At 67.1% G+C, this 10,741-nt stretch carries 14 protein-coding genes; 8 read left to right on the top strand and 6 right to left on the bottom strand.

Annotated elements, in window-relative coordinates:
• Nucleotides 1-105 precede the first annotated feature (105 nt).
• From P3G67_RS32900 to P3G67_RS32890, 3 genes are all read left to right on the top strand, one after another.
• Nucleotides 106-300, top strand: a complete 195-nt coding sequence (locus tag P3G67_RS32900) for a hypothetical protein (protein ID WP_276096764.1) — start codon at nucleotides 106-108, stop codon at nucleotides 298-300.
• Between the two features lie 316 nt (nucleotides 301-616).
• Nucleotides 617-964 carry a DUF1330 domain-containing protein gene (locus tag P3G67_RS32895; RefSeq protein ID WP_276096763.1) on the top strand — a complete coding sequence of 116 codons (348 nt, stop codon included), beginning with the start codon at nucleotides 617-619 and terminating at the stop codon, nucleotides 962-964.
• Nucleotides 965-1,542: 578 nt separating this feature from the next.
• The gene (locus P3G67_RS32890; RefSeq protein ID WP_276096762.1) at nucleotides 1,543-2,166 is read left to right on the top strand and encodes a DUF6294 family protein; all 624 of its coding nucleotides are present in this window, start codon (nucleotides 1,543-1,545) and stop codon (nucleotides 2,164-2,166) included.
• Nucleotides 2,167-2,364: 198 nt separating this feature from the next.
• Here the strand turns inward: P3G67_RS32890 and P3G67_RS32885 are convergent, their stop codons facing one another.
• From P3G67_RS32885 to P3G67_RS32875, 3 genes are all read right to left on the bottom strand, one after another.
• Nucleotides 2,365-2,583 (bottom strand): DMT family transporter, encoded by a 219-nt coding sequence (locus tag P3G67_RS32885; protein ID WP_276096769.1) that lies wholly within the window; start codon nucleotides 2,581-2,583, stop codon nucleotides 2,365-2,367.
• Nucleotides 2,584-3,529: 946 nt separating this feature from the next.
• Nucleotides 3,530-4,108 (bottom strand): hypothetical protein, encoded by a 579-nt coding sequence (locus tag P3G67_RS32880; protein ID WP_276096761.1) that lies wholly within the window; start codon nucleotides 4,106-4,108, stop codon nucleotides 3,530-3,532.
• Nucleotides 4,105-4,566 (bottom strand): hypothetical protein, encoded by a 462-nt coding sequence (locus P3G67_RS32875; RefSeq protein ID WP_276096768.1) that lies wholly within the window; start codon nucleotides 4,564-4,566, stop codon nucleotides 4,105-4,107. The genes P3G67_RS32880 and P3G67_RS32875 overlap by 4 nt, the downstream gene beginning before the upstream one ends.
• A 688-nt stretch (nucleotides 4,567-5,254) precedes the next feature.
• On the opposite strand from P3G67_RS32875, the gene P3G67_RS32870 reads away from it, so the two are divergent.
• The 4 genes from P3G67_RS32870 (at nucleotide 5,255) to P3G67_RS32855 (ending at nucleotide 7,656) form a co-directional block, all read left to right on the top strand.
• Nucleotides 5,255-5,410: a DUF6131 family protein gene (locus P3G67_RS32870; protein ID WP_269858185.1), complete on the top strand. Its 156-nt coding sequence runs from the start codon at nucleotides 5,255-5,257 to the stop codon at nucleotides 5,408-5,410.
• Nucleotides 5,411-5,458: 48 nt separating this feature from the next.
• Nucleotides 5,459-5,584 carry a hypothetical protein gene (locus P3G67_RS32865; protein ID WP_276096760.1) on the top strand — a complete coding sequence of 42 codons (126 nt, stop codon included), beginning with the start codon at nucleotides 5,459-5,461 and terminating at the stop codon, nucleotides 5,582-5,584.
• A 168-nt stretch (nucleotides 5,585-5,752) separates the two neighbouring features.
• Complete coding sequence (locus P3G67_RS32860) at nucleotides 5,753-6,448, top strand: alpha/beta fold hydrolase (RefSeq protein ID WP_276096759.1); 696 nt, start codon at nucleotides 5,753-5,755, stop codon at nucleotides 6,446-6,448.
• Between the two features lie 467 nt (nucleotides 6,449-6,915).
• Nucleotides 6,916-7,656: an SOS response-associated peptidase gene (locus tag P3G67_RS32855; protein WP_276096758.1), complete on the top strand. Its 741-nt coding sequence runs from the start codon at nucleotides 6,916-6,918 to the stop codon at nucleotides 7,654-7,656.
• A 154-nt stretch (nucleotides 7,657-7,810) separates the two neighbouring features.
• Here the strand turns inward: P3G67_RS32855 and P3G67_RS32850 are convergent, their stop codons facing one another.
• On the bottom strand, nucleotides 7,811-8,287 hold the full coding sequence (locus tag P3G67_RS32850; protein WP_276096757.1) for a MarR family winged helix-turn-helix transcriptional regulator: 477 nt from the start codon (nucleotides 8,285-8,287) through the stop codon (nucleotides 7,811-7,813).
• Between the two features lie 43 nt (nucleotides 8,288-8,330).
• Between P3G67_RS32850 and P3G67_RS32845 the strand changes: the two genes are divergently transcribed.
• Nucleotides 8,331-9,254, top strand: a complete 924-nt coding sequence (locus P3G67_RS32845; RefSeq protein ID WP_276096756.1) for an alpha/beta hydrolase — start codon at nucleotides 8,331-8,333, stop codon at nucleotides 9,252-9,254.
• A 125-nt stretch (nucleotides 9,255-9,379) separates the two neighbouring features.
• On the opposite strand, the gene P3G67_RS32840 is transcribed toward P3G67_RS32845, so the two are convergent.
• Nucleotides 9,380-9,916, bottom strand: a complete 537-nt coding sequence (locus P3G67_RS32840; RefSeq protein WP_276096755.1) for a hypothetical protein — start codon at nucleotides 9,914-9,916, stop codon at nucleotides 9,380-9,382.
• A gap of 346 nt (nucleotides 9,917-10,262) precedes the next feature.
• Nucleotides 10,263-10,712: an SRPBCC family protein gene (locus P3G67_RS32835; RefSeq protein WP_276096754.1), complete on the bottom strand. Its 450-nt coding sequence runs from the start codon at nucleotides 10,710-10,712 to the stop codon at nucleotides 10,263-10,265.
• Nucleotides 10,713-10,741 lie beyond the last annotated feature (29 nt).

Here is a 10,741-nt window from a genome sequence, read left to right as displayed (position 1 = left end):
CAAGCAGGCACTGCTGGCCCTCGCCCGCCGACGCCTCAACGTTCTGTGGGCGATGATCCGTGACGGCCAGTGCTACCAAGGTTCACCTCCCGTCACGACTGCGGCTTGACATCACGATTGGGAAGTCTCTTCCAGCAACTGCCGTGCTCGTCCGACGCGTTGCTGCTGGCCGGCGTGATCCGGGACACCACCGGCAGCTACACCACCTTCTGGCTCGGCGTCGGCACGCTGTGCGGTCTCGCCGCAGCACTCTGCGTCACCATCAGGCTCCCGCACGGTGCGCCCGCCACAGCACAGTAAGCCCGAGTTGAGGCGCCAGCTCCGCATTCGGCAAGCTACTCCCCGTCGTGAGGGAAATGCGGAAGTTGTTTCAGATAGCGGGTGGTGTTCCCGCGCCTTTGTGGCGGGCCTCAACGCCATTGGGGCGAGCTGAAGTTGATGACCATGCCACCGACTGGTACGGCACCGTGCGAACTCAGGCGATCTGGGCATGTGCTGGTCGAGTTGGCGTGTCCGTGCTGCGTTTTGATGCCGCACACCTGCCACGCCGTCGAACCTGGCGGGTCCACATGCCATGATCTTTGGCGTACGGAGCCCTACCGACCGGAAGGACGCCATGCCCGCCTACGCCATAGCTCACCTCCAAGAGGCTGCCCCTCACCCAGAGATCGCCGAGTACATCGAGCGCATCACGTCCACCTTCGAGCCGTACGGCGGACACTTCCTCGTGCACGCGACGCCGCATGAGGTGAAAGAGGGCAGCTGGCCAGGGCACGTCGTGGTGATCGGCTTCCCCGGGATCGCCGAGGCGCGGGCCTGGTGGGAGTCTCCCGCATACCAGGAGATCGCACCACTACGCTCGCGGCACATCGTGGGCGACATCATCCTGGTCGAAGGTGTTCCCGAGGGCTACGACCCGGCTGCCACCGCAAATTCGATACGGGAGAGCCTGCCTTCCGAGTAGCCCTCGGAATTGCCGCAGCGACGGGCACCGCGCCAGTTTGGGGAAACGCACGTCAACGCCCGGGACCAGGCGGCCTGGAGGGTTCCCTGAGTCGCCGACGACAGGCCGCCACTCCCCAGCGAGTCGACATCCGCCATCGCCCGCCGACCCGATGCACATCGCCGCCTTCCCCGGCCGAGTTGCGCCACCTATCAACGCGCCACCAATAGCGTCTTCTGCACTGTCAACGAACCCTTGATGAACTGCGGTCACTTTCTCCGTGGCCCAAAAAACCCAACCCGGTGAACGGCTGCCCAACTCCCTGACCTACCTGCTCGCAGGTCAGGGAGGGAGAACGCCGATTGGTCAGCACCACCCGCTGAAACCCTTGTAACGCTCGTCGACCAACCGGACGTTGCGCAAGCGCCACACCAACAACGGCAGTTCAGCCGTTCATATGACCTATTCGCCCCGGCGAGTAGCCCATTGAGTGGCGGGCAACCTGAATGCATGGTGAACCTTCGTAGAGCCTTAGCGGCTCTCTTCGCTGTGGGCCTCGCCCTCACTGTGCCCGCGACGCCAACTACGGTTAGCCCTCCATGTGGAAGCTGCTGACACCGGCCAGTCCCGCGGATCAGGAAAATGACAAGGTCGTCGCGCCGGTTCCACAACTCGGCTCCAGCAGTCGCCGGTTCGCCGTGCGGCTTGTTGCGACCGCCACGAACGCCCAATCCTATGGGGGGAGTTTGTCCATGTCCGTTTTCCGGCAAGTCGGCAGGGCCGTAGTGACGGTGGTCGCCGTCCTCGCCACCCTGCTCGTCTTCCACACACCCGCGTCGGCCGACACGGGAAGCGGTAACGCCACCCACTCGGGCCTCTCAAGCGACGCACGGCCGGGCGTAGCCGCCACCACGTACAAGTGGTTCAGCTGGGGGGACCTGCAGGTCGGCGACTGCCATCAGACCGGCGGCTATCTCCGGCTCTACTCAGACGGAAAACTCACCTTCAGCGCACGAACCTGGACGGACCGAACGTTCAGTGGAGACATCTGGCACGCGCGCTTCCAACTCAAGGACTCCTCCGGCCGATCCCTGTTCACCACGGCCACATACGACAGCCCGGTCATGTGGCCGAGCAAACCTCACGACTGGACAGCGAACGGCACGTTCGAACCCAGCGTCTACAACGGCATCGCCAGCGTGACCCAATGGGCATCGTGCTGAACAAGACACGAGTGGCGGCTTCGTGCGTCCTGCGCAAAGCCGCCACCAAGGCCGGTGGCAGGGTTCGGGTCGCCGTCGCGACGATCACCCCCTGGACCGCACGCGTGCCTCCGCTGGGTCACCACCACTATTCGGGCGATGCACGATGCGATCCGCACTGTCACGGTGTCCCGGGCAAGAATCTGCGATGACGCTTCGTCAAGGCTTATGGGTTCTCCCCAGCCGGGTGCGTACGGCGATGCCCGCAGAGGCGATGACTGTGGAGCCGCCGAGGATCGTGGGCAAGGTGATCTGCTCGCGCAGGAACAGCGCGGCCCAGCAGATGCTCATCACGGGCTGGACGAGCTGTATCTGACTGACTTGCGCCATCGGGCCGATTGCCAGTCCGCGGTACCAGGCGAAGAAGCCGAGGAACATGCTCACCACGCCGAGGTAGGCGAATCGCTGCCCAGTGGATCAGGGTCCCCGCCGGAGCGTGCTGGGCGATCGAGACGCCCGTCAGGACGATCATCAACGGCGCCGAGAGTACGAGCGCCCAGGAGATGGTCTGCCAGGCGCCGAACTCACGGGCGAGTAGCCCGCCTTCGGCATACCCGCAACCGGCCGCCGCGACGGCGCAGAGCAGGAGCAGGTCGGACCAGTGCAAACCGTCCAACTCGCCACCCTGCAATGAGGCGAACCCGACGGCGGTGATCGCGCCACCCGCCGTGACCTCCTCGCCAGCGCACTCAGGGAACACGTCCCCTCCGCACGCCTGGAAGCAGTACCCCGGGGAGGGTTGAACCTGTGGGTGCAACTGCCAGACACCACCGACCTGGTACGACTCGTCCGCGACTGCGAGACCGCCGGAGTCGTCATCGCCTCGGTAATGAGTGGTTCCCCGCCGAACCGACCGGCGCCTACCTCCGGCTCAACTACTCCGGCCCGAACCCCGGCGCCTTCCCAGACGGCGCACGCGTCATCGGGCGGGCTCTCGCGCGACAGCAGGCGCAGTAGCGGTCGAGTGCGGCGGCCTGGTGCTCAACGCACTGCGCCGTTCAACACCGGCAGACGATTTCAAGTTCAACGCGCGCTGACGCTCCACAAGTCCGAGCGCGGTAGCCGGACCGAGACCTCCCTCCGCCTGCTCGCCAGTCCCCGCCGCGCAGCATCCTGCTGCTCGCGACTGGCTTGGGAAGGCCCGACTGCCAGAGGCGACAGGCCACATGGAACCGAGCGTCGAGATCCGCAGACTGCAAGTCGATGGTGTGGGCGGCGACACGACGTCATCGACTGGCCTACCAGTGGGCTACGCACGATGTTTTTGGGCCACGAGGGACCAAAAAACCACGGCGGAGAGCGATGAGGGCTTGGACGGCTGCGGTCAGTGGCCGCCGGACGGAACGTCGCAGCCGGTATGGTCGGGATAGCCACCGAAGGCGTCCGCTTGGGTGGAGTCTCGGTCCATCGTCCCCTCCAGGCACATCCGGGAGGCGTCGACGAGGAAGTCGATCCCGGTGGGGCCGTTCTGGTACACCTCCACCGTCCGGGCGGGGTAGCCGAGGCCGGTGAGCGTGCTGCGGGTGCTTTCCACCTTGAAGTCACGGCGCTTACGTAGCGGTTCAAGCGCGCTCTCGATGCGCTTGGCAGCCGCGAGCCCGTCGCAGCGGCTCTGGCCGTGCAACGGGATGGGAACCCTGAAGCCGTGGTTCTCGGCGTAGTGGTCGGTGGGCGGTGCGGCTGGGCCTGTGGTGTCCGCGGTCGTCGACGGCGCCGACGTGGGGCTCTCGCCAGGGCACGGGAAGTCCACCGGCGTACTCGGCGTCACTGCGGCGGCCCGCGAGGGTCTGCCCGCACCAACTTCGTCTCCGGGCCGCTGCGTTCCACACCCCGCCGCCAGCACAGCCAGCACCGCCACTGCCGGTATCCCGACCCGGACCCCCGTCGTCCTGATCACCGTCATGCCCCGATCCTCCGCCATGTTCGTCTGCCCGTCCGGACGATCATCGCGGACGTTGGGCGAAGGGCGCGGGAGCCGCAGCCAAATGACCCGCCGGTATGGCCGATTCCGGGTACCTCGCCGTCGTCAGTGGCCGAAGCAGCGCGCCAGTGCGGCCCGTTGACTACACGCAGCACCACCTCCGAGGTCGTGAATCGTGTGAAAGCGCGGCTGACTTCAAGGTCCTCGGCATCTACTACCAAGGTGTCCCAGTCAGGCCCGGCCAGAGCCACCCGGGCCCCAGCCGGGGCGCCTGGTGGAGTTGTCCCAGCACGTCCAACGGCTCCCTCAATGTGCATCAGAACTCGGTCGACCTTGGCTCGGTCCACGGTGTCAGGCTCCACCGGGAGCGCGTGTACGTCCCCCTGGCATAGCTCTACGGCGGGCAAGCTCTCCGTGCGGCGGCGCGCCTCATCAAGCATGGCCGTGTCGCGATCCACACCGATTAACCTGCCGTTCGAGCCGACCGCCCCGCCAACTCCGGAAGGTGGGCACCGGGACCGCATCCCACGTCCAACGCGGTCTGGCCGTTCCGCAGGCCCAGAAGGTCCAGCAGTTCCCTCTTGTACACGCGGCCCGCGGCGCTTGCCGCTCCACGCAACATATAGGCGGCAGGATTCGGGCGGGACCTCCCAGGAGTCTCTGACATAAGTGGCAGTCAAACACGTCCGCTGACGCGCACGTCAACCTGCAAGAAGCACACCAGCGGCAGGCACTGGCTCAGTGCAGGAGCTGGGTAACGGTTCCAGCCTGGGAGAAGACCGCGCGGGCAACCGCTCTCCAAAACTGACGCCGTGATCATCTCAGCGGTAGCCAGAGGGTACGGGTCAGGTTTCAGAGGCCGCCGGGGTCGATGTTTGACGTGCGAGAAGGCGACGAGGGTCGGCAAGACGAACAGCGAGATGGCCTGGGGCCTCGGCGCCGTCGTGGCGGTTCGCCGAGACCACCCACGACGCGCTCGGGATTCCCGGCCGCACCACACCCCCCCAGACCGCGCCCAACCTGCCAGTTCTGCAGGCCGGAGGGCTACCGACGCTCGGGACGAGTTGCCATCATCGATGTTCGGGAACAGTGTGGAAGGGGGACACGTACGCGGGATCGGAGACCGCCGTGATCATCCTGGGCATCATCTGTCTGATTGTCGGATTCCTGCTCAAGATCGCCATCCTCTGGACCATCGGCATCATCCTGGTGGTAATTGGCGCGATCTTGTGGGTCCTGGGTTCGGTCGGGCACGCCGTTGGCGGCCGACGGCATTACTGGTAGCGGACGATTGGGCGTCCCCTTCAACGATGAGCGGCGGCCCTAGGCAGCATGCCCGGGGTCGTCGCGTTGGGCCGCGACGGCACCGCACAGCAGTGCGTCGTCAAGTACGGGTGCCCGCAAGGTGAGTTCGGCGGTCGACCGCCGGCCTCGCGTGGTGGCGCCTACGTCTTCTGACTGGAGTGGGCGCCCACGCCTGCTGACTGGAGTGTGCGGAGGCGAAAGGCAAGCGTTTTCCGGACTAAGCGCGCACGGCTGCGGGCCAAGCGGGACCGGGTTTTGGGTCGCCCCGGAAGGCCGCCAAGCCTATCCTGACGGCGGCGTCTACGGGGAGGGGAACCGATCATGGGAACGTTCGTGCTCGTGCACGGTGCCTGGCATGGAGCCTGGTGCTGGGAACGGGTGCGCAAGCACCTGACGGCGCGCGGTCACCAGGTGGTGACGCCTGAACTGCCCTCCGATGTCGCCGGGTCCGGGCGGGCCGAATACCTCGCCGCCGTCAACGACGCGCTCGAGTCCCGCTCGGAGGTCGTTCTTGTCGCGCACTCGATGAGCGGACTCGTGGCACCGCTGGCGACGGGCAACCCCGCGGTCAAGTCCCTCATCCTGCTCGCGGCCCTGGTACCGCGCCCCGAGGTTGCGTGGCAGGCCAACGGACTGGAGCCGTTTCCGGAACAGATGCGGGGACGTCTCGCCAGGATGAACTACGACGAGCTGGGACGTTCAACCCTGGACGCCGCTGTCGCGACCGAGATCTTCTACCATGACTGCGCCCCAGCCGACTCCGCGGACGCCGTCGCCCGGCTGCGCCCGGACGCGAGCGTGATCTACCAACAGACCTGCCCCGCCCTGCCAGAGCGTCGCGTGCCAACCACTTACGTGTCATGCCGCCAGGACCGAGCGGTGGACGGCGAGTGGAATGCGGCCGTTGCCCAGGATGTGCTCGGAGCCGACGTCCAAGAACTCGACGCCGGCCACTCGCCGTTCTGGTCGATGCCAGAGCGGTTGGGCAACCTGCTCGTCGATCTGGCGACGCGCTGACCGACTACCGCGGTCTCCACCGCCTGCCGGAGAGCGGCGGCCTTACCTGCTCAAGCACATCTCGCACGACTGGCCCGACGAAGACTGCCTGCGCGTCCTCGGCACCTTCCGCACCCCGCCCCCGCGCTGGACATCGTCATGCTGATGATGCTGCGCGGACCGAACGCATCGCCGATGAGTTCGAGGCCCTGCTCACCGATCCGGCTTCCGCCTGAACACCATCATCCCGACCCAGCTCCTGTCCTCGGTCATCGGGGCAGAAGCCAACTGATCCAGACCGGACCGAGATCGACCGACTCAACCACCCTGTTCAGCACCTTCAGTTGGCCATGCCGACTGAAGTGCTCAGGCAGTGGCGCGGGCGCCGGACTCGCTCTCACGGGCGTTTGGAAGCGTCGCCGAACCCGCGTCTGCCCGGACCGGGGGACAGTCCTCGCCGAGGCGGTACAGGTGGCAGGCTGGAAGGCATGTGTGGCCGTTACGTATCCACCCGTCGCCCGGAGGACCTGGCCGGGCTGTTCCAAGTCACCCGCTGGAACGCGGAAGAAGTCGTGGAGCCGAGCTGGAACGTCGCTCCGACGGACGCGGTCTGGGCGGTCCTGGAGCGGGCGCACGAAGACACAGGCGAGGTGGAGCGGCAACTGCGCCCGCTCCGGTGGGGCCTGGTGCCGTCATGGGCGAAGAGCCCCAGTATCGGATCGAAGATGATCAATGCTCGGTTGGAGACGGCGCACGAGAAGCCAGCGTACCGGCGCGCCTTCGCCAAACGCCGCTGTCTCCTGCCGGCTGACGGCTTCTACGAGTGGCAGACCATCCCGGCCAACGAGAAAGGCAAAGCCCGCAAGCAGCCGTGGTTCATCGCACCGGAAGACGCGTCGGTGATGGCCATGGCCGGGCTGTACGAGTACTGGCGTGACCCCGAGGGTGCGGCCGAGGATCCGGCGGCCTGGTGGATGACCTGCACCATCATCACCACCGAAGCCAAAGATGCGGCCGGCCGTATCCATCCACGCATGCCACTGGCTGTCGCCCGCACTGACTGGGCCTCCTGGCTCGACCCCACCCACCACGACACCGAGGAACTCCGAGCGCTCCTGACCACCCCAGCCGCCGGACACCTCGCCGCCCGACCGGTATCCACCGCGGTCAACAACGTTCGCAACAACGGACCGCACCTGCTGGACCCGCCGCCGCCGCAGGCCGGATGAGTCACCGCTACGGATTCCCTGAGCCGTGTGGTGGGTGAAGCGATAGGTCCCTCGAACGAGAGGCGCGCGGACGACGCCGCCACCGCCGCCGAGAAGCTGCTGCGGGGGTTCGGATCCACAGTCCGGCATCGACGCGGGCGCTCACGAACGCACCTCACCCTGCGGGCATGCCTACCTGGTCGCGTTCCAGCACGGAGCGGAGCTGCGAGAGGGCCCGTGCGGCGGCCGAGAGGGGCGCCCCCTTCAGGGCGTCTCCGAGCAGCTCGGTCAGCCGCTCTGTGAAGGCTTCCTCCGCCTCGTTGACCAGTCGCAAGCCGTCGCCGGTCAGGGTCAGTAGTGAGGAGCGGCGGTCCGACGGATTCGGTTGCCGGACGACCCATCCCTGCTTCTCCAGGCGGTCGGTGCCTTTGCTGGTAGCCCCGATGCCGATGGCGAACTCGGCGGCGAGGTCGGCGACCCGGGAGCCGGGGTGGTCGCGGAGGTAGCGCAGGAATTCGAACTGCGAGGTGACGATCCCGTGCCGTTCGCGAAGGCGGTCGTTGAGGGCGTTGTACACACGCGTCTCGCACCGGACGAGGTCAGCGAAGAAACCCTGGAGGTCAACTGTGCCACCACTCAATTTAGATTCCACGGCATATAGTGTACTGGAAGCTACTTACAAGGGGAGCAGACACATGAGCAAGGAACAGCGCGCGAAGGTCGACGCCATGCTGCGGCAGCCCCGACCCGAGGGCCCTCGAACGGTCGAGGAGATGCGGGCAGGCTTCAAGGCGATGATGGCCGAGATGATCGTCCCGGATGGCATCCGCACGGCGACTTCGACGCTCGGCAACCGGCCCGCACTGCTCGTCGAGCCGGTCGAGCGCCCGCGCACCGGGACGATCCTGTACTTCCACGGCGGCGCCTACGTGTTCGGGTCTCCCGAAACCGCGCTGTCGCTGACGGGGAACCTGGTGGCCAGGACCGGCTTCAGATCCTTCTCGCTGGACTACCGACTTGCCCCCGAGGACCCGTTCCCGGCCGCGATCGAGGACGCGCTGAGCGCCTACCGCGCCCTTCTCGACAGCGGAGAAGACCCCGCAACCATCGCGTTCGCCGGTGACTCCGCCGGAGGCGGCATCACCGTCACAACCTGCCTTGCCGCCCGCGACGCGGGACTACCGCTGCCCGCGGCGATCGTGGCTTTCTCTCCCGGACTCGACGCCACCCGGACGGGAGAGAGCATGGACACCAGGGCAGGCTTCGACCCGTTCTTCACGCGCGAGAGCCTGGAACACACCGGAGCCATGTACCTCGCGGGGCAGGACCCGCGACAGCAACTGCTCAGCCCGGCCCTCCTCGCCGATCTGACCGGTTTCCCGCCGATGCTCCTGCAGGCGGGCACGAACGAAGTACTCCTGGACGACTCCACGCGCATGGCCGCGCGCGCCCGCGCAGCCGGAGTGGACGTGATCCTCGACGTCACCGCCGACGTGCCCCACGTGTTCCAGGCGTTCACCGGTGTCCTCGACGAGGCCGACCAGGCGCTGGATCGCGCAGCCCTCTTCATCGCCCAACACATCCGCACCCCCGACACGACGACCGCGTCAGCGCGGTAGCCCGCAGCTGACGACGACGGCGCGGGCTGCGGTGAGACCGCAGCCCGCGTCGCCACTCCGAACGCCACGGCCGCGACGGCGGTCACGTCGGCCGCAGAACCCGCGCCGAGCGGGATGGGACCGCCCTAGGCTCGCTCAGTCGCCCGGTCCGACGCGAAGACATGTGCCGCCTGCTCCACCCGCAGCTTCTCCAGCAGGTCCCGCTGCCGTTCGGCACGCTCCAGCAGATCGTCGAGCAGGCCCTTGGAGAGGTTCGGCTCGGTCTCGGCCGCCTCACGCAGCGTCCGCCAACCCGCCGCCTTGCCCTCCACCCCCAGCCGCAGCATCTCCAGTTCCAGCAGCAGACTGAGCGGCGAACGCCGTACGAGTCGACCGTTGGTCTTCAGCCTGCTCGCCTTCTCCCCCATCCATCCCGCGACGACCTTGTGGCGGTGGACCGGAACGTCAAGCCGCTTCATTATGTCCAACAGATGGGCCCGGTCCTCGGCTATCTCAGCCGCCAGCCGACGCAGCGACTCGGCGGTCCCGGGTTCATGGGGCAGGTTCGCCAACCGACGGGCCAGGTCGGTACCGAACGTGGCTCCCCCGAGGTGATCGTTGAGATACACCCCCAGAAGCCGCAACCGCTCTGCCCGCGGCTGCCCCGCGTGTGACCGTTCCACGGTGCCTCCCTGTCCCCCACACGCTTCCTGACATCCGCTCCTGGACTGCATGCTCCTCTATGGGACGGATCACCCTGATCAAGGCGGATAAACCCAAAGATCCCATCCCGCCAGGCTCGGGCACACGCTCAGCAACTCGTCGGTGACACTCCCGTGCGATAGATGGCGCAGGCGTCTCACCCAGGCCGCGGTCGCCAAGTCGGCGGTGAGCGCGACGGTGACGCCGCGGGCGCCCGGCCGCGGAGGCCGCCGAGGTCATCCTGCGGGATCGCGCGAATGGGCGTGGCTACGAAAGCGGCCCCGGCCAGGCCTGGGAGGACTGACCGGGGCCAAACGAAGGCTGTGCTCAGACCTCGCCGCGCCAGGCGCCGGTCTCCCGGCCGCGGGACTCGATGAACTCCTTGAAGTGCTTCAGGTCGTTCTTGGCCTGCCGCGTCACGAAACCCAGCTTGTCGCCGACGGTGTCGGCGATGCCCTGCGGGTCGTGTTCCAGCTGCAGCATCACCTTCGTGTGGTGGTCGTCGAGGCGGTGGAAGGTGACCACACCGGCCTGCCGGGCCTCGCCCTGCACGGTCGTCCACGCGACCCGCTCGTCGGGAATCTGCTCCGTGATCTGCGCGTCGAACTCCCGCTGCCGCCCACCGACCTTGGTGACCCAGTGGGTCAGCGTGGGGGTGCGTTGTTCGATGCGTTCAACACCGTCCATGAACTGGGGAAAGTCCTCGAACTGGGTCCACTGGTTGTAGGCAGTGGTGACGGGGACGTCGACGGTGATGGATTCTTCGACAGTCGACATGTGACAGCGCTCCTTTGTGCGGGGACGAC

It is taken from the genome of Streptomyces silvisoli (genome assembly GCF_029269905.1).
Lineage (GTDB): Bacteria > Actinomycetota > Actinomycetes > Streptomycetales > Streptomycetaceae > Streptantibioticus_A > Streptantibioticus_A silvisoli_A.
The sequence above is the reverse complement of the archived record's forward strand: the minus strand, read 5'-3'. Positions and strand labels throughout refer to the sequence as shown.

What these genes read in the sequence shown, in the direction of transcription:
- P3G67_RS32895 (WP_276096763.1), top strand. Translation starts at nt 617, where the DNA reads ATGCCCGCCTACGCCATAGCTCACCTCCAAGAGGCTGCCCCTCACCCA.
- P3G67_RS32890 (WP_276096762.1), top strand. Translation starts at nt 1,543, where the DNA reads ATGTGGAAGCTGCTGACACCGGCCAGTCCCGCGGATCAGGAAAATGAC.
- P3G67_RS32885 (WP_276096769.1), bottom strand. Translation starts at nt 2,583, where the DNA reads ATGTTCCTCGGCTTCTTCGCCTGGTACCGCGGACTGGCAATCGGCCCG.
- P3G67_RS32880 (WP_276096761.1), bottom strand. Translation starts at nt 4,108, where the DNA reads ATGACGGTGATCAGGACGACGGGGGTCCGGGTCGGGATACCGGCAGTG.
- P3G67_RS32875 (WP_276096768.1), bottom strand. Translation starts at nt 4,566, where the DNA reads ATGCTTGATGAGGCGCGCCGCCGCACGGAGAGCTTGCCCGCCGTAGAG.
- P3G67_RS32865 (WP_276096760.1), top strand. Translation starts at nt 5,459, where the DNA reads ATGCCCGGGGTCGTCGCGTTGGGCCGCGACGGCACCGCACAGCAGTGC.
- P3G67_RS32860 (WP_276096759.1), top strand. Translation starts at nt 5,753, where the DNA reads ATGGGAACGTTCGTGCTCGTGCACGGTGCCTGGCATGGAGCCTGGTGC.
- P3G67_RS32855 (WP_276096758.1), top strand. Translation starts at nt 6,916, where the DNA reads ATGTGTGGCCGTTACGTATCCACCCGTCGCCCGGAGGACCTGGCCGGG.
- P3G67_RS32845 (WP_276096756.1), top strand. Translation starts at nt 8,331, where the DNA reads ATGAGCAAGGAACAGCGCGCGAAGGTCGACGCCATGCTGCGGCAGCCC.
- P3G67_RS32835 (WP_276096754.1), bottom strand. Translation starts at nt 10,712, where the DNA reads ATGTCGACTGTCGAAGAATCCATCACCGTCGACGTCCCCGTCACCACT.